The 18,379-nt window shown below is 61.4% G+C and carries 13 protein-coding genes; 11 read left to right on the top strand and 2 right to left on the bottom strand.

Translation table 11 applies throughout. The features are described 5' to 3' along the window. Positions 1-17 precede the first annotated feature (17 nt). The 4 genes from AWB64_RS28990 (at position 18) to aroG (ending at position 8,281) form a co-directional block, all read left to right on the top strand. On the top strand, positions 18-4,292 hold the full coding sequence (locus AWB64_RS28990; protein WP_060858858.1) for a YhdP family phospholipid transporter: 4,275 nt from the start codon (positions 18-20) through the stop codon (positions 4,290-4,292). Positions 4,293-4,379: 87 nt separating this feature from the next. Beyond that, positions 4,380-5,213 (top strand): carbon-nitrogen hydrolase family protein, encoded by an 834-nt coding sequence (locus AWB64_RS28985; protein ID WP_060858857.1) that lies wholly within the window; start codon positions 4,380-4,382, stop codon positions 5,211-5,213. A 138-nt stretch (positions 5,214-5,351) separates the two neighbouring features. After that, positions 5,352-6,818, top strand: coding sequence for a metalloprotease TldD (gene tldD, locus AWB64_RS28980; RefSeq protein ID WP_060858856.1), 1,467 nt, complete (start codon positions 5,352-5,354; stop codon positions 6,816-6,818). 389 nt (positions 6,819-7,207) lie between these two features. After that, the gene (gene aroG / locus AWB64_RS28975) at positions 7,208-8,281 is read left to right on the top strand and encodes a 3-deoxy-7-phosphoheptulonate synthase AroG (protein WP_060858855.1); all 1,074 of its coding nucleotides are present in this window, start codon (positions 7,208-7,210) and stop codon (positions 8,279-8,281) included. Between the two features lie 42 nt (positions 8,282-8,323). Here aroG and AWB64_RS28970 read toward each other — a convergent pair whose 3' ends face one another. After that, a complete protein-coding gene (locus AWB64_RS28970) occupies positions 8,324-8,875 on the bottom strand; it encodes a cob(I)yrinic acid a,c-diamide adenosyltransferase (RefSeq protein WP_060858854.1) in 552 nt (183 codons plus the stop codon). A 181-nt stretch (positions 8,876-9,056) separates the two neighbouring features. On the opposite strand from AWB64_RS28970, the gene AWB64_RS28965 reads away from it, so the two are divergent. The 6 genes from AWB64_RS28965 to proC all read left to right on the top strand — a co-directional run bounded on the left by AWB64_RS28965 (position 9,057) and on the right by proC (position 16,243). Next, positions 9,057-10,472 carry an FAD-binding oxidoreductase gene (locus AWB64_RS28965; protein ID WP_060858877.1) on the top strand — a complete coding sequence of 472 codons (1,416 nt, stop codon included), beginning with the start codon at positions 9,057-9,059 and terminating at the stop codon, positions 10,470-10,472. Positions 10,473-10,608: 136 nt separating this feature from the next. After that, positions 10,609-12,102, top strand: a complete 1,494-nt coding sequence (locus tag AWB64_RS28960) for an FAD-linked oxidase C-terminal domain-containing protein (protein WP_060858853.1) — start codon at positions 10,609-10,611, stop codon at positions 12,100-12,102. A gap of 194 nt (positions 12,103-12,296) precedes the next feature. Further along, positions 12,297-13,385: a glycolate oxidase subunit GlcE gene (gene glcE / locus AWB64_RS28955; RefSeq protein WP_060858876.1), complete on the top strand. Its 1,089-nt coding sequence runs from the start codon at positions 12,297-12,299 to the stop codon at positions 13,383-13,385. Positions 13,386-13,402: 17 nt separating this feature from the next. Further along, positions 13,403-14,629, top strand: coding sequence for a glycolate oxidase subunit GlcF (glcF, locus tag AWB64_RS28950; RefSeq protein ID WP_060858852.1), 1,227 nt, complete (start codon positions 13,403-13,405; stop codon positions 14,627-14,629). A gap of 81 nt (positions 14,630-14,710) precedes the next feature. Beyond that, positions 14,711-15,412: a YggS family pyridoxal phosphate-dependent enzyme gene (locus tag AWB64_RS28945; RefSeq protein WP_060858851.1), complete on the top strand. Its 702-nt coding sequence runs from the start codon at positions 14,711-14,713 to the stop codon at positions 15,410-15,412. Between the two features lie 18 nt (positions 15,413-15,430). Then, on the top strand, positions 15,431-16,243 hold the full coding sequence (gene proC / locus AWB64_RS28940) for a pyrroline-5-carboxylate reductase (protein ID WP_060858850.1): 813 nt from the start codon (positions 15,431-15,433) through the stop codon (positions 16,241-16,243). A gap of 48 nt (positions 16,244-16,291) precedes the next feature. Here proC and AWB64_RS28935 read toward each other — a convergent pair whose 3' ends face one another. Continuing rightward, positions 16,292-16,789 (bottom strand): MarR family winged helix-turn-helix transcriptional regulator, encoded by a 498-nt coding sequence (locus AWB64_RS28935; RefSeq protein ID WP_060858849.1) that lies wholly within the window; start codon positions 16,787-16,789, stop codon positions 16,292-16,294. A 262-nt stretch (positions 16,790-17,051) separates the two neighbouring features. On the opposite strand from AWB64_RS28935, the gene guaD reads away from it, so the two are divergent. Further along, positions 17,052-18,356, top strand: a complete 1,305-nt coding sequence (gene guaD, locus AWB64_RS28930) for a guanine deaminase (RefSeq protein WP_060858848.1) — start codon at positions 17,052-17,054, stop codon at positions 18,354-18,356. The last annotated feature ends 23 nt before the right edge of the window (positions 18,357-18,379 follow it).

The following is an 18,379-nucleotide window of genomic DNA, read 5'->3' as shown; positions in this document are numbered from 1 at the left end:
CGCCGACCCACCGCCGCATGTCCGACCAAAAGGAATTTGCCGACCTGCCCGAAGCTGTACCAATGAAGCTTGGCGGTCGAGTCGAGCGCGTTTTGGCGCGGGCGCTCAAAGTCCTTCTGGTGGCCGTTGCCGTGGTGTATTTCGCGGTCGCCGGCATCTACCTCGTCCTGCGTTACGCCGTGCTGCCCGAAATCGATGCGTTCAGGCCGCGCATCGAGCAGATGGTATCGGCGAAAATTCACGCGCAGTTGCGTCTCGGGCGCATCACGGCAAGATGGTCCGGGCTCCAGCCTTCATTCGATATCGACAACCTGCGTATTGACGCAGCCGATGGTTCGCCCGGCCTCGCTGTTCCGCACGCGAGCGCGACGCTGGCGTGGCGCTCGCTGCTCGGGCCTATTCCGGTGTTGTCCAACCTGAGCGTCGATGGACCCGACGTCATCATCGCGCGCAACAAGGACGGCACGTTCAGCGTGGCGGGCGTGCAGATTCCGTCGAAACGCACGGGCAACAACACGTTCATGACCTGGCTCCTGAGCCAGCAAGCCATCGTGCTGCGTAACGGCACGCTGCGCTGGCACGACGCGCAACTCGGCGCGCCGGAACTTGCGCTCAAGCGCATCAAGCTCGCCATTCTCACCGACGGCCAGCGTCACCGGCTCGCGCTGCAAGCACCGCCGGACGGCGACGTGCTGCACGGCCCGCTCGATTTCCGCGCGGATTTCCGCCACACGCTGTTCAGCGTGGCGGGCCGTCCGGAGAACTGGACCGGAGACGCTTATCTGTCGACGGGACCGGTCGACCTGCCCATGCTCGCGCGCTACGTGAAGATGCCGTTCGCAACCTACAGCGGGCGCTTCGACAACCGCATCTGGCTCGACTTCGCCGGCGGCAAGCTGAAGACGGCGGGCGGCGACCTGACCGGCTCGGATATCGCGCTGCGGGTCCGCCCAACGCAGCCGCGCCTGGACATGCCCATCGCCAAATTCAACTGGGATCTGGCGCTCGAGGACCACGAGTACACGCTGCACCTCGCCAACCTCCAGGCGGAACTCGGACAGAAGCCCATGCCCGACGGCACGCCTGTGTCGCGGCTGCTCGCCATGCGTACGCTGACCGGCAAATATCGCGTGGCAACCGTGAATCTCGGGCAGAAGTTCGGCGTATCGGGCGACTTCGTGGATCTCGGCATTCTCGGCGAATTCATGCGCGCGCTGCCGTTGCCCGCGAAAGTGCAGAACGATCTGATCCGCTTCGATCCGCGTGGCCAGATCGCCAACTACGCGCTGGAAACCGAACGTCCCGCGCCCACTACGGCGGCTCAAGCGCAGGAGCAGCGCGAGAAAGGCACGGAGCCGCCCACGCGATACACCATCAAGGGCGACCTTCACGGCGTGAGCGTGCTCGCGCAGGAACCGCCGCCCGGCCTGACGGTGAACAACCATCCGCGCGCCGGGATTCCGGGCGTGGAAAACCTGTGGGGGAGGATCGACGCGGATCAGGACCACGGCAGCGCAGTCATCGATACAAAGAACACCGCGATCACCCTTCCCGGTGTCTTCGATAACCCGCGCCTGGTTCTGGACCAGATCGACGGCCATGTGACCTGGACCGTCGCCGCCGCGCCGGGCAAGCCGCACAAGGCGATCACGGCGCACGTTGCCGACCTGCACGTGAAGAACGCCGATGCGGAAGCCCGCGCCACAGCCGACTACCGGAACGAAGGCGAAGGACGCGGTTCGCTCGATCTGAAGGCGACCGCCGAATATCTGAACGTGACGCGTTTGATCAACTATCTGCCGACCAGCATCAGCGAGAAGGTACGGGTTTATCTCGGGCACGCGTTGCAGGCAGGCGTTTCGCGCAATGGCACCATCGAGATTCACGGCGACCTGACGAAATTCCCCTATTCCCGTTTCCCCGATGCCGGCAAGTTCCGTATCGTCGCGCCTTTCAGCGGCGGCAAGTTCGAGCCCACGCCCTTCCCGCCGCGGACCATGGCGAACGGCACGCCGAATCAATGGCCGGCTTTCGACGGTATAGACGGGACGTTTCATCTGGCCGAAAACAAGCTCGGTTTCGATATTACGCGCGGCCATTATCTCGGCGTCGGTGTGCGCAAGACGACCGGACGCATTGAAGACCTGGGCAATCGCGAATCGAAACTCGTGATCGACGCCGACGCGCATGGCCCGATCACCGACATGCTGCGCTACGTGGAAGACAGTTCGCTCGGTTCGCTTTCGCAGCATGTCGCGACGAAAATTCACGCAACCGGCGACGCCACGCTCGCGTTGCAACTGCTGATTCCACGTGTCGCTCCGCCGCCCGGCCAGCGCCAGCGCGTGGGCTACAAAGGCTCGCTCACGTTCACTGGAAACGATCTCGAATATGCGGCGTTTCCGCCTTTATCGAATCTCAAGGGGCGCGCGAGTTTCGGTGAAAAGACGGCTTCTCTCGATGGCATCACGGGCAAGTTCCTTGGCGGCGACGTACGCGGCACGGGCGGCGTGAAACCCGACGGCAGCTACGCGTTCGACGTCACGGGCCGCATTGGCGCGGACGCGGCCCAGAGCCTCAATTTGCGCAATCAGGCGCAGACGGTCGCGCTCCTGAAACATCTCAGCGGCACCGCGCCCTACGACCTGCACGTGCGCGGCGTGAAAAACGCGTTGCCGCGCGTGGAGGCACAGTCCGATCTGACCGGCCTTGGCCTGGACTTCCCCGCGCCGTTCAACAAGGCTCAAGGCACGCCGATGCCATTCACGTTCACCTTTGCGCCCGTTGCCGGATCGCAGCAGGAACACGACGCGAAGCTGACGCTCGGGCCAATCAACGCGCACTACCTGCTCAGGCGCGAAGGCAAGGCGGCGCCGGTCGTGGAGCGCGGCGCTATCGGTGTGAACAAGCCAGCCGATCTTCCCGCAGAGGGCGTGACCGCGGCGGTCGATCTGGACGAACTCGACGCCGACGCCTGGCGCAAGACCATCGCCGACCTGGGTCCCATGCCACCGCAGCAACCGGTTCAGCAACCAGCGCCTCAACCCGTTCAGCAAGCCGCGCAGCTACCCGGCGGCAAGACGCCGGCCGCGATCGCGAAGGAGTTCCTGCCCGACCGCGTGGCATTGCATTTCGCCACGCTCAAGCTGCTTGCGCGGCGCTGGGAAAACGTTGCCGTGGGTGCCACGCGCGGCGCTGGCGCGGACGACCGGAAATGGCAGGCGAACATTGCTTCGAATCAGGTGTCCGGGTATGTCGAATGGATGCCGGGCGCGACCCGCGAAAGTCCCGGCGCGTTGCAGGCGCGCTTTGCCAAGGTGGTGATTCCGAACAAGACGGAGAACGACCTGGTCGGGCAAATGATCCGCAAGCCGCCGCCGAACAACATGCCGTCCATCGACTTGATCGTGAACGAACTGGTGGTGCGTGAGCGGACGCTTGGACGCCTGGAAGTCAACGCGCGCAACGACGTGGAAGACGGCGTGCCGGTCTGGCATCTGGACAAGCTCGACCTCACGAACCCGGACGCGAAGCTTTCCGCCACGGCCAACTGGCGCACGATCGCGAACCCGGGCGCATCGCCTGCTCAAACCCAAACCGATACCGACGACGACGGCCCGCGTCGCACCGCAGTCGATTTCAAGCTGGATATTCTCGATGCCGGCTCGCTCGTCGAGCGCATGGGCTTGCCGCAGACCGTGAAGAACGGCAAGGGATCGGTCTCGGGCCAACTCGGCTGGGACGGCAGCCCCGCCGCGATCGATATGCCCACGCTCAACGGAAAAGTCGCCGTCGACCTGGAACATGGCCAGATCCTGAAGGTCAAGAACGCGGCGGCCGCGAAATGGCTCGGCGTATTCAGCCTGCAAAGTCTCGCGCACTTTCTCACGCTGAATTTCCAGGATGTCGTCGGCAAGGGATTGCCCTTCGAGAAGATCACCGGGACGGGAACCGTGCAGGATGGCATCGCGCGCACGAACGATTTGAAGATGATCACGGCGCCGGCGCGTGTCGAACTGACGGGCCTCGTCGATTTGCCGAAGCAAACGCAGGACATGCACGCAAAGGTTGTCCCGACAATCAGCGCGGGCGCCGTGGCGATAGGCGCGGCCGTGATCAATCCGCTGCTTGGCCTCGCCACGCTAGCGGGGGACCTGGTGTTGTCGAAGTCGATTGGCAAGGCGTTCACCATCGACTATTCCATTACCGGCCCGTGGTCGAAACCCGTCATTCAGCGGGTCAAAGGCGATCAGGGTAAGATCGAAACTCCCGCTGCAGCCGTGGCAAATTGAGCGGATTCATTTCGTTTCAGAGGCCGTGGGCCAGCAACGCCGATCATTCATCGCGCCCCTTTTTGGAAGGCCGACACGAAGGCTGACATGAGCGAAAGATCAAGCGAAAGCACTCCAGACTCCTTCCGCGTCGCCGCGCTGCAAATGGTCAGCGCGCCTGATCGCGAGCGCAATATTGCTGAAGCGGGACGGCTGATCGCCGAGGCGGCGCGCGATGGTGCGCAACTCGTGCTGCTGCCGGAGTACTTCTGCTTCATGGGTTTCAAGGACACGGACAAGCTCGTGATCCGCGAAACGCCGGGGCATGGGCCGATCCAGCAGTTTTTATCGGACGCGGCACGCGAACATAGAGTGTGGGTGATTGGCGGGACTTTGCCGCTGGAGTCGCAGGAAGCCGAGCGCGTGCTGAATACCACCCTCGTCTTCGATCCCACCGGCAAGCAGGTCGCACGCTACGACAAGATTCATCTGTTCAATTTTGAAAAGGGCACGGAATCCTTCGACGAAGCCCGCACCATTTGCCCGGGCAATGAAGTGCGTACGTTTGAAGCGCCATTCGGACAGGTCGGATTGTCCGTGTGCTACGACCTGCGCTTTCCCGAGCTATACAGAAAAATGGGCGATTGCGCGTTGATGGTCGTGCCGTCCGCATTCACGTACACAACCGGCGAGGCGCACTGGGAAACCCTGCTCAAGGCGCGCGCGGTCGAAAACCAGTGCTACGTGCTCGCCGCCGCGCAAGGCGGAAAGCACGAGAACGGCCGCCGGACGTGGGGCCACAGCATGCTGATCGACCCTTGGGGCGAGATCGTGGCCGTGGTCGAAGAAGGTCCCGGCGTGGCTGCCGGAAACATCGATAAAGCGCACATTGCATCCGTCCGCCAGAGCCTGCCGGCCTTTCGCCACCGAGTGCTGGGCTAAGCCGGTGATTGATTACAGGGCTAGCTTGTTTGGTTGGCTTGTTTTTTCCGGAGTACCCCTCCATTTGGCCAGGGTGTGGCATAAATACTCCGACGTTAGAATGCTTTTAATCTCAACAGACTTCGCCACAGGCAACGAATGAACATCATCGAACCCGGCATCCGAAATCTCGCCACTGCGAAAGAGATTCTTCTGACGCCTTATGGCCTCGACGAATCCACGATTACGCGCACGCTGGCGGAGATCTTTACGCACCGCGTCGACTACGCGGATCTCTATTTCCAGTCCACGCGCAGCGAAGCGTGGAGCCTGGAGGAAGGCATCGTCAAATCGGGCAGTTTCAGCATCGATCAGGGTGTGGGCGTGCGCGCCGTGTCGGGCGACCGGACGGCGTTCGCGTATTCGGACGATTTATCGGCGGAATCCATCCGCCAGGCGGCCGTCGCCACGCGCGCGATTGCGAAAGCGGGCGGCGGCAAGCACAAGGTCAAGTCGGCAAGTTCGCTGACTGGCGTGTTTGGCCGCGACCTGTATTTGCCCTCCGATCCGCTTTCTTCCCTCGACGCCACCGCCAAGGTGAAATTGCTGGAACGCGTGGAGCAGATGGCGCGCGGCCGTGACCCGCGCATTGTCCAGGTAATGGCCGGTCTCGCGGGCGAATACGACGTGGTGCTGGTCGCGCGCAGCGACGGCGCGCTGGCGGCGGATATCCGTCCGCTCGTGCGCGTTTCCGTGACGGTGATCGCGGAAAAAGACGGACGCCGCGAGATTGGCAGCGGCGGTGGTGGCGGACGATACGACTACGGCTATTTCACCGACGAAATCCTGTCCACCTACGTTGATCAGGCCGTGCATGCGGCGCTCGTGAATCTCGACGCACGACCAGCCCCCGCTGGCGCCATGACCGTCGTTCTCGGGCCGGGCTGGCCCGGCGTGCTGCTGCACGAAGCCATTGGCCACGGACTCGAGGGCGATTTCAATCGCAAGGGGTCGTCGGCGTTTGCGGGTCGTATTGGCGAGCGGGTGGCGGCAAAAGGCGTCACGGTCGTCGATGACGGCACGATCCCCAACCGCCGCGGGTCGCTCAATATAGACGACGAAGGCAATCCCACGCAGTGCACCACGCTGATTGAAGACGGCATCCTGAAGGGCTACATTCAGGATTCGCTCAACGCGCGCCTGATGAAAATGCCGGTCACGGGCAACGCGCGGCGCGAATCGTACGCGGCGCTCCCCATGCCGCGCATGACCAACACGTACATGCTCAATGGCGATAAAGACCCGGGCGAAATCCTGGCGTCGGTGAAAAACGGTTTGTATGCGGTGAATTTCGGCGGCGGCCAGGTCGATATCACCAACGGCAAATTCGTGTTTTCGGCGTCGGAAGCGTACATGATCGAAAACGGCAAAATCACGTATCCGGTCAAGGGCGCGACGCTGATCGGCAGTGGCCCGGAGTCGCTCAAGTACGTGACCATGATCGGCAACGACATGGCGCTGGACGGCGGCGTGGGCGTGTGCGGCAAGGAAGGTCAGAGTGTGCCGGTCGGGGTTGGCCAGCCGACACTGCGCATCGAGAAAATGACGGTGGGCGGCACGGTTTGATGTATTTCGCGACTTTTCGCGCGCCGCGCCACATGTTGGAAGTGAGCGCGGCATGCGGGAAATCCGCACCAGATTCACGCGATTCGTGCGGAAATGGCCTTCATGACGCGGATTGTCCGCATTTTGATACCGTGCAACTTGCCAGCCGGGCAGGTTTAAGGTTATAAAGCCAGACGTTCAATTTTTACCAAACGACACAAACCTCATGTCCGCCAAGTTTTATTTTTACTTCTTTTGGTATCTCAAGCCGCTGGCGGATCGAGAGGGGTGAGTCGTTTGTGCTGAACCCAAGTTTCCCGAAAACCGCCAGCCGAGTCTGGCGGTTTTTTTATGCCTTTTTGTTTCATCACTTCGAATACAGCACTAAACCGAGTTCCTGGAGAACCAGCATGCCCCCGCACAACACCGACGATGTCCGAATCCGCGAATTGAAAGAACTGACGCCCCCCGCTCACCTGATTCGCGAGTTCGCCTGCGCCGAGCCCGTTTCGAATCTCATCTACAACTCGCGCCAGTCGATGCATCGCATCCTGCACGGCATGGAAGACCGGCTGATCGTGATCATCGGGCCGTGCTCGATCCACGACACGAAGGCAGCCATCGAATACGCGGGCCGGCTGGTCGAACAGCGCAAGCGCTTCGCGGGCGAGCTCGAGATCGTGATGCGGGTGTATTTCGAAAAACCGCGAACAACGGTCGGCTGGAAAGGCCTGATCAACGACCCGTACATGGACAACAGCTTCAAGATCAACGACGGTCTGCGCACCGCCCGCGAACTGCTGCTGCAAATCAACGAACTGGGTCTTCCGGCCGGTACCGAATACCTCGACATGATCAGCCCGCAGTACATCGCGGACCTGATTTCGTGGGGCGCAATCGGCGCGCGGACGACAGAATCGCAAGTGCATCGCGAACTGGCTTCGGGGCTGTCGTGCCCGGTTGGCTTCAAGAACGGCACGGATGGCAACGTGAAGATCGCCGTGGACGCCATCAAGGCCGCGTCGCAGCCGCATCATTTCCTCTCGGTAACGAAGGGCGGCCACTCGGCGATTGTGTCGACGGCTGGCAACGAGGATTGCCACATCATCCTGCGTGGCGGCAAGGCGCCAAACTACGATGCCGAAAGCGTCAACGCGGCATGCAGCGATATCGGCAAGGCAGGATTGGCGGCGCGCCTGATGATCGACGCAAGCCACGCGAACAGTTCGAAGAAGCATGAGAACCAGATCCCGGTTTGCGCCGACATTGGCAAGCAGATTGCCGGCGGCGACGAGCGGATTGTCGGCGTGATGGTGGAATCGAATCTGGTTGCAGGACGTCAGGACCTGAAGGAAGGTTGCGAGTTGACGTACGGCCAGAGCGTGACCGACGCGTGCATCAGTTGGGAAGACAGCCTGGGCGTGCTGGAAGGCTTGGCCGCCGCCGTGAAGCAGCGCCGTGTGGCACGTGGGAACGGCAACTGAAAACGAGGAAGGCTGCGAAGACAGGCTCGCAGCCTTTTTACTTCAGAGCTTGCGCTCGTGATTCCACAACACATCCGATCCGCCATCCGCGCGGTTCAGCACGCGCGCCAGCACAAACAGCAGATCCGATAACCGGTTCACATATTTCCGCGGCTCGGCATTGATCCTGTCGACGCGGCCAAGCGCCACGATCGAACGTTCGGCGCGCCGACAGATCGTCCGGCCAACGTGGGCAAGCGCCGCCGCGCGCGACCCGCCCGGCAAAATGAACTCCTTCAGCGCCGGCAGGTTGGCGTTGTACTCGCCAATCCATGTATCGATACGCGCAAGATGCGCCTCTTCAATCATGGAATGGCCGGGAATGCAGAGCTCGCCGCCAAGGTCGAAGAGATCGTGCTGGATGTCGACCAGTGCGGCGCGAACATCGCCGGGAAGCTTTTCGCACAGCAGCACGCCGATCTGCGAATTCAGTTCATCCACGTCGCCGATTGCTGCAATGCGCGCGTCGTCTTTCTGCACGCGGCTGCCGTCGCCCAGACCGGTGGTGCCGTCGTCGCCGGTGCGCGTGGCGATCTTGCTCAGGCGATTGCCCATGATGTTCTCCAGGTTGCACGCGAACGCCGGTCAGCGTCCGCGTTCATTATGGCATTGGGCGGGCGTCGGCTGGACTTGGGGTATCGGCGTAAAATAGACGCATAAAACGCATGAATCCTGCATGCCAGCGCCGGATTTCGTGTATCCCAACGTCCGCCATAAAGATGTCCGGAGACATGCCGTGAACCATCCCGTCCCGCCTATTGCCGTCCGCCGTGCCTTTCCCGCCGCCTTGCTCGATGCGCTCAAAACCGCTTTTGGCGAGCGCGTCTCGACCACGACCGCCGTGCGCGAGCATCACGGACGCGACGAATCGCCGTTCGATCCGCAATTGCCCGACGCGGTTGTGTTCGTGACCAGCACGGAAGATGTCCAGGCGGTGGTGAAGCTCTGCGCCGAACATAACGTGCCGGTGATCCCCTACGGCAACGGTTCGTCGCTGGAAGGTCATCTGCTGGCCGTGCAAGGCGGCGTGTCCATCGATATGTCCGGCCTCAACCGGGTTTTATCGATAGACGCCGAAGACCTCACTGTCACCGTCCAGCCCGGCATTTCGCGCAAGCAGTTGAACGAGGCGTTGAAGGACACTGGCCTGTTCTTCCCGATCGATCCGGGCGCCGACGCGAGCATCGGCGGAATGTCGGCGACCCGCGCGTCGGGCACGAACGCCGTGCGCTACGGAACCATGCGCGAAAACGTGCTCGGGCTGACCGTTGTGCTGGCCGACGGACGCGTCATCAAGACCGGCACGCGAGCGCGCAAATCGTCGGCGGGATACGACTTGACGCGCTTGTTCGTGGGCTCGGAAGGCACGCTCGGCGTGATCGTCGAAATCACCGTGCGGCTTTATCCGCAACCGGAGGCCGTGTCGGCGGCCGTGTGCGCGTTTCCGTCGATGGCCGACGCCGTGCGCGCGACCATCGAAACCATTCAGATGGGCGTGCCGGTGGCGCGCGTCGAATTCCTGGATTCGCTCGCGGTGCGCTCGATCAACCGCCACTCGAACATGAATTTCCGCGAATCGCCGATGCTGTTCTTCGAATTCCACGGCACGGAAAACAGCGTGCAGGAGCAGGCTGAAACGGTGCAGGGAATCATCGCGGAAAACCACGGCACGGATTTCGAATGGGCGACGCGCCCGGAAGATCGCAGCCGTCTTTGGAACGCGCGTCACAACGCCTACTTCGCGATGCTGCAACTGAAACCGGGCTGCCGCGCCGTGACGACCGACGTGTGCGTGCCGATTTCGCGCCTGGCCGAATGCGTGATCGAAACGGAACAGGACTTGAAGGCGAGCACGCTGCCCTGCCCGATTGTCGGCCATGTCGGCGACGGCAATTTCCATGTCGCCATGCTGCTCGATCCCGCCAGGCCGGAAGAGCTGGAAGAAGCGGAACGCATCAACCATCGGATCGTGCAGCGCGCGCTTCGCATGGGCGGGACGTGTACGGGCGAGCACGGCGTGGGGCTGCACAAGATGCAGTTCATGATCGAGGAACACGGCGAGGACGCCATCAGCGTGATGCGCTCGCTCAAACACGCGCTCGATCCCAACAACCTGATGAATCCGGGCAAGATCTTCGCGTTCGACGCTTGATCGATACCCTGAGAACCTTAGGGAAAACGCGGTCCGTCCCCGTAATTAGCCCAATCGACGGCGGGGACGCCGAGGTGCAAGATCAGGCGTTCTGCTGTTGGAAATGCTCCAAAGCACACACCGCCGGGGAGGAAACATGAACGCACCCGCCGAGCTTTCGCCGGAAGTGCTCGCGCAACGTCAGCGCGAAGTAGTCCAGGCGCTGATGGCCGTATTGCCGACACATTGCCTGCTGTATCGCGAGGAAGACACGGCCGCGTATGAATGCGACGGGCTCGCCGCCTATAGACGATTGCCCCTCGCCGTTGCATTGCCGGAAACAGAAGCACAGGTTCAGCGCGTTGTGCAGATTTGCGCACGGCTCGACGTGCCCATCGTGCCGCGCGGCGCCGGTACGGGCTTGTCCGGCGGCGCCATGCCGATTCGGCATGGCATCGTGGTTTCCCTTGCGCGCTTTCGCAAGATCATGGAAGTGGACCCCTACGCACGCACCGCGACCGTACAGCCGGGCGTGCGCAACCTCGCCATTTCCGAAGCCGCCGCGCCCTACGGCCTTTACTACGCACCCGATCCTTCGTCGCAGATTGCGTGCACGATCGGTGGCAACGTCAGCGAAAATTCCGGCGGCGTGCATTGCCTCAAATACGGCCTGACGTGTCACAACGTGATGCGGGTGCGGGCTGTGTCGATGGAAGGCGACATTCTGGAATTCGGTTCGCTCGGGCTGGACGCACCCGGACTCGACCTGCTCGCGGTACTGATTGGCAGCGAAGGCATGTTCGCGATCGTCACCGAGATCACCGTCAAGCTGATTCCGAAGCCGCAGACGGCGCAGGTCATCATGGCGAGTTTTGACGACGTGGTGAAGGGCGGCAACGCGGTCGCGGCGATCATCGCGGCTGGCATCATTCCGGCGGGCCTCGAAATGATGGACAAACCCGCGACGCGCGCCGTGGAAGAGTTTGTCAAGGCGGGTTACGACCTCGAAGCCAAGGCGATCCTGCTGTGCGAATCCGATGGCACGCAAGACGAAGTGTCGGAGGAGATCGTCCGCATGACGGCGGTGTTGCGCGAGTTCGGCGCGAATCGCATTCAGATCTCGCGCTCCGAAGCCGAGCGGCTGAAATTCTGGTCGGGCCGCAAGAATGCGTTTCCGGCGGCCGGGCGTATCTCGCCGGATTACTACTGCATGGACGGCACCGTGCCGCGCCGCCAGATCGGGCCGTTGCTTGCGCGTATCGAAGAAATGGAAGTCAAATACGCGCTGCGATGCATGAACGTGTTCCACGCCGGCGACGGCAACATGCATCCGCTGATTCTCTTCAATGGCAACGATCTCGACGAATGGCACCGCGCCGAAGCGTTCGGTTCGGACATTCTGGAAGCGTGCGTAGAACTGGGTGGAACGGTGACGGGCGAGCACGGCGTGGGAATCGAGAAGATCAATTCCATGTGCGTGCAGTTTTCGCCGGAAGAACTCGACACGTTCCATGCGATCAAGCGCGCCTTCGATCCCCCCGGCCTGCTCAATCCGGACAAAGGCATTCCCACGCGCGCGCGCTGCGCCGAGTACGGAAAAATGCACATACGCAGTGGTTTGCTGCCGCATCCCGAACTCCCGCGTTTTTAGGCAACGTGTTTATGGGCCGTGTCTAAACATCCGCTTCCAGCGGCGGCGGGCGTTTCGAGGCGGAAAACATATCCACGTTTATACGAGTGGCCTTACCAGCACGCGCCGATACACTGACCTTGGGCACCACAAAACGAGCCATACGGCCAACCCATGCGGCCAACCCTATGGCAAGCCATCACACGCGGGACATCATGATCGAGGAAGACATTGTCGCGAGCTGGTCCGAGCGCGTGCGCGCGGCGACCGCGAGCAACACGCCGTTGCGGATTCGCGGCGGCGGAACGAAGGACTGGTACGGGCAAGCGCTGCAAGGCGAAATAATCGATACACGCGCCCACAGCGGGATTATTGAACATGATCCGGCCGAACTCGTGATCACCGCGAAGGCCGGCACGCCGCTGCGTGAAATCGAAGCGCGGCTCGACGAATGCAACCAGATGCTGCCGTTCGAACCGCCGCATTTTGGCCACGATGCAACCATCGGGGGCTGCATTGCCGCCGGACTCGCCGGGCCGCGGCGTGCGGCAACGGGTGCGCCGCGTGATTTCCTGCTGGGCGCCGTGGTGATGAACGGCCAGGGGCATGTGCTGCATTTCGGCGGACAGGTCGTGAAGAACGTTGCCGGCTACGACGTCTCGCGGTTGCTCGCCGGGTCGCTCGGAACGCTCGGGATGATCCTGGAGGTATCGGTGAAAGTGCTGCCGAAACCCGTCGCCGAAATCACGCTCAAGTTCGAAATGAACGACACCGACGCCGTGCGCAAGCTCAACGAATGGGGCGGCCATCCGTTGCCGCTGACCGGCAGCGCGTGGCGCGACCACACGCTTGCGTTGCGGCTGGGCGGAGCGGAAGCGGCGGTGAAATCGGCGCGCACCGCGCTCGGCGGCGAAGTGGTCGATGCCGTCGAAGCCGATCGTTTCTGGTGCGGCCTGCGCGAACAGTCCGATCCGTTTTTCGCGGTGCTGCCGCCGAAATCGGCTTTGTGGCGAATGTCGTTGCCATCGATTGCCGAACCCATGCATCTCGCCGGCCCGCATCTGATGGAATGGGGCGGTGCGCAACGCTGGTGGATCACCGACACCGACGCGCAGACCGTGCGCATCAGCGCGAAGCAGGCAGGCGGCCATGCGACGATCTTTCGCTCGGGCGCGTTATACGACCGCAATGCCGGCGTCTTCACGCCGCTTACCGCGCCCATGATGAAAATCCACCGCGGCCTCAAAGCTGCATTCGATCCCGCGCGCATCTTCAATCGCGGCCGCCTTTACCCCGACTTCTAAGCTCACCGACCTACGCAATGCAAACCAATCTCGCCGATTTCCTGCGCAATACGGCCGACGGCGACGAAGCCGAAGCCATCCTGCGCAAGTGCGTGCATTGCGGATTCTGCACGGCGACCTGTCCGACCTACCAGATTCTCGGCGATGAACTCGATGGCCCGCGCGGCCGCATCTACCTGATGAAGCAAATGATGGAAGGCGCGCCCGTCACGCGCAGCACGCAGCTTCATCTGGACCGCTGCCTCACGTGCCGCAATTGCGAAACCACGTGCCCATCGGGCGTGCAATATGGAAGGCTGGTCGAGATTGGCAGGAAGATCGTGGAGGAGAAAGTCGAGCGGCCGTTCGGCCAGCGCGTGCAGCGCAAACTGCTGGCGAATTTCCTGCCGAACAGCAAGCTCTTTACGCCTGCCATGAAGCTCGGGCAGCAATTCCGGCCGCTCCTGCCGAAGACCTTGCGCACGAAAGTGCCTGTCCCGCAGCGGCCGCTCGTCGTGCCGACCAGCATCCATGAGCGCAAGATGCTGATGCTCGCGGGTTGCGTCCAGCCGGCCATGATGCCGAACGTGAACACGGCGACAGCGCGTGTCTTCGACGCATTGGGCATCCAGATCCTGATTGCGCCGGACGCGGGATGCTGCGGCGCGATCCGCCTGCATCTTGGTTATAACGAGAATGCGCTAGACGACGTGCGCAACAACATCGACGCATGGTGGCCATACGTTGAAGCCGGCGTTGAGGCGATCGTGATGAACGCCTCCGGTTGCGGCGCGACCGTGAAGGAGTATGCGCATCTGCTGCGCAACGATCCGGCGTACGCTGAGAAAGCCGCGCGGATTGTGGACCTGACGCGCGATCTCGCCGAAATCCTGCCGCAATTCGAAGACGAACTGAGTGCAATGGTGCGGCGGCGCGCCGTCCACACCGTGGCATTTCATCCTCCGTGCACGCTACAGCACGGGCAGCAGATTCGCGGGCGCGTGGAAAATCTGCTTACGGCGCTCGGCATGGAAGTCCACCTTCCCGCCGATAACCACTTGTGCTGCGGTTCAGCCGGAACGTATTCGGTACTGCAGCCAAAACTATCGTACACGTTGCGCGACCAGAAACTCGACAAGCTCGAAAAGCTGGAACCGCAGATGATCCTGTCGGCAAACGTGGGGTGCATCGCGCATTTGCAAAGCGGTACGTCGACGCCCGTGGTCCACTGGATTCAGCTCGTAGAACATCTGCTGTATGGCTAACGCTCGCCGGCGCGTGCCTTGCAGCCGCGCCGCGTCCGTATAATCGGACCTCAGCCTTCCTTCATTGCGGCGTCCGATCCCATGTCCTCACACATAGCCCGTCATCTCGACGAAGTCCGCCAGCGCATTGCGAAAGCGGCTGCCGCTGCTTCGCGCGATCCTTCCTCGGTGGCGTTGCTGGCGGTATCGAAGACATTTCCTGCTGACGATGTCCGCGCCGCTTTTAAAGCGGGGCAACGTGCGTTCGGCGAGAACTACGTGCAGGAATCTGTCGCAAAAATCGCCGAACTGGCCGATTTGCGCGGCGAGATCCAGTGGCATTTCATCGGCCCGTTGCAGTCGAACAAAACGAAGGTGGTCGCCGAAAATTTTGACTGGGTCCATTCGGTCGACCGGTTGAAGATCGCCGAACGCCTGTCGGCGCAGCGCGCGGCCGGCATGCCGGCGCTCAACGTCTGCCTGCAAGTGAACGTCAGCGGCGAGGAATCCAAAAGCGGCGTGACGCCGGGCGATGCCTTGGCGCTCGCGCACGCAATCGCCGCGCTGCCCAATCTGAAGCTGCGCGGCCTGATGGCGATTCCCGAAGCCGCCGGATCGCTCGATGAACAACGCATGCCGCACCGGCGCTTGCGCGAACTCATGGACAGCTTGCGCGCGGACGGACTCGAACTCGATACGCTTTCCATGGGCATGTCGGCGGATATTGAAGCGGCGATCCTGGAAGGTGCGACCATGGTTCGCGTCGGCACCGCGATTTTCGGCGCGCGTGATTACTCTCACTAAACCCTTACCGAATTCACTATGAAAATTGCGTTTATTGGTGGCGGCAACATGGCGTCGGCGCTGATCGGCGGCTTGATCAAGCGCGGCGTGGCGGCGGCGGATCTCTATGTGGTCGATCCGGGCGAAGAAGCGCGCGCACGCGTCGCGAAGGAGTTCGGCGCGGCGACGGGGGCATCGATCGATTCCAGGCTCGGCGGTTACGACGCCATTCTGCTTGCGGTCAAACCGCAGGTTTTGAAGGACGTGGCCGGTGCGTTGCAGCCGGTGTTGTCGAAGCAACTGGTGATCAGCATTGCTGCCGGCATTCGCGCTGCCGATCTGTCGCGCTGGCTCGGCGGCTACACGCAAATCGTGCGAACAATGCCGAACACGCCAGCATTGATCGGCATGGGCGTGACAGGCCTCGCCGCGCTGCCCGGCGTGGACAATGCGGCGAAGGCGCTGGCGTCGAAAGTACTGGAAGCGGTTGGCGAGACCGTGTGGTTCGAGGACGAAGCGAAGATCGACGCCGTCACCGCCATTTCGGGCAGTGGTCCGGCGTACGTGTTTTATTTCATCGAAGCCATGCAGGAAGCCGCGCGCCAGCTCGGCATGGACGAAGAGCAAGGACGCGCGCTTGCCATAGCCACGTTCACTGGCGCGGCGCAGCTGGCGGCGCAATCGGGTGAACAGCCCGGCGTGCTGCGCGAACGCGTGACGTCCAAAGGCGGCACGACAGCAGCAGCGCTGGCTTCCTTCGACGCCCAGGGCGTGAAGGAAGCGATCGTTCGCGGCGCGCTGGCCGCCAATGCACGGGCTAAAGAGATGGGCGCCGAATTCGGTAAGGCTTGACGCTTTTGGTTTTGATCGAGGACGCTGGAGCGCACCGCTCCAGCGCGCCTAACTCTCGTGCCGGCTCAAAAGCTTACGCAACAATCCGGCTAGTTGCTGACGTTCGACTGCGTCGAGCGGTTTGAGTAATTCTGCCTCGGCGCTCAGATGATGCTCCGTGGCGTCGTCGACCACTTCCAGGCCCTTTTCGGTCAGCCGCACAATGACACCGCGTCGATCCGCGGGATCGGGATGGCGCGTGACCAAGCCGGCTTTTTCCAGCCGGTCTATTCGGTTCGTCAATCCGCCCGATGAAATCAGCACCATGCTCTGCAACTGGTAGGGCGATAGTTCAAATGGCTCGTCTACGCGGCGCAAGGCGGCAAGCACATCGAACTCACCCACGGTGAGCCGGTAACGCGCGAGGTCGACCAGGACGCGCCGCGTGATGAAGTATTCGAGCCGCACAATGCGCCCGATGACTTCAGTGCTCGACGGGTCCAGGTCGGGGCGGACTTGCCGCCAGCGGCTGACGATCCGGTCAACGCCGTCGGTTCGATCTGGCATGAAGGAAATCTATAAAGGTGAAAAAGGCGCTATTAAAACAGATCGGCACTGAGCGCTCATAGCGTTCGATCATGATTTCTTCACTGGATGTATCTTGATATAAAGATACTTGATGAAAAGCAAAACCCGCGAAAGCGCTGCGGCGCACAATATCTGCACCAAGGGCGATTAGCGCATTTTCTTATTACCCAATGCGCGGCCTGAGGCGGCAGTCAATTTGCGTTTTGACTGCCTGGCGAAGGTGTAGAAAGGGAGTTTCAAGATGCAAACAGCAATTCGCGGCGCAATGCTCACGTTCAAGGACGACCCGTTCCAGCGGGATATGCGGGATTGCATGGTCTACGAGGCGGACGCGATCATTGTCATGGAAGACGGCTTGATTAGTGCGGTGGGGCCGGCAAAAGATCTAATCGGGACGCTTTCCTCCGACACACAAATTCGCAATTATAAAAACAGTCTGATTGTCCCCGGTTTTATTGACAGCCACGTACATTATCCGCAAACGCAGATTATTGGCGCCTACGGAGAGCAACTGCTGGACTGGCTGAACAATTACACGTTTATCGCGGAACAGCAGTTCTCTGAAAAAGAGCATGCCACCGCCGTAGCCGAGGTGTTCTTGCGCGAGCAGCTACGCAATGGCGTAACGAGTTCCACCGTGTACTGTACGGTTTATCCGCAGTCCGTCGATGCCTTCTTCGAAGTCGCCAGCAAATACAACATGCGCGTGCAGGCGGGCAAGATCTGTATGGATCGCAATGCCCCCGGCGCTTTGCTGGATACACCGCAACGCGCCTACGACGAATCCGCCGCATTAGCGAAAAAATGGCACGGTAACGGGCGCAATGAATATGTGATTACGCCGCGCTTTGCACCCACGTCCACGCCAGAGCAATTTGAAATGCTGTCCCAGTTGGCGTCGGATTTACCGTCGGCACTGATTCAGTCTCATGTATCGGAGAATATAAATGAGGTGGCTTGGGTGAAGTCGCTTTATCCGGAATGCAGCAGTTATACCAGCGTTTATCATAAGTACGGTTTGCTGCGGGATCGGGCTATCTACGGTCACGGCATTCATCTGAGCGATGAAGAACTTGATTTGTTCTCCGCAACGGGCGCCGCCATTGCGCATTGTCCCACGTCCAACTTCTTTCTTGGATCGGGTTATTTCAATATGAAAAATGCAAGGACCCGTAAAAATCCGGTGCGAGTCGGAATGGCAACCGATTTAGGCGCAGGCACCAGCTTTTCCATTTTGCAAACACTGAACGAAGCCTATAAAGCCGCGCAGTTGAATGGCAATGCACTTTCCTCGGGCCATGCGTTTTATCAGGCAAGCCGGGGCACAGCTTCAGCATTGGGACTCGCGGACAAAATCGGCACGATAGCCCCGGGGTTTGAAGCTGACCTGGCTGTGATCGATCTGCATTCGACGCCGATTATCGATTACCGCATGCGTTATTGCGAAAGCCTCGAAGAGTCGTTGTTCATCCAGATGACATTGGCCGACGACCGCGCCATTGCCGCTACCTACGTGGCTGGACGCCAGGTGTACGACCGGCCGTAACCGCATTTCCTTCCGCTGCACTA

The sequence above is a fragment of the Caballeronia sordidicola genome (assembly GCF_001544455.2).
Classification (GTDB): domain Bacteria; phylum Pseudomonadota; class Gammaproteobacteria; order Burkholderiales; family Burkholderiaceae; genus Caballeronia; species Caballeronia sordidicola.
Note: the sequence above shows the minus strand (reverse complement) of the source record. Positions and strands in the feature narration are given on the sequence as shown.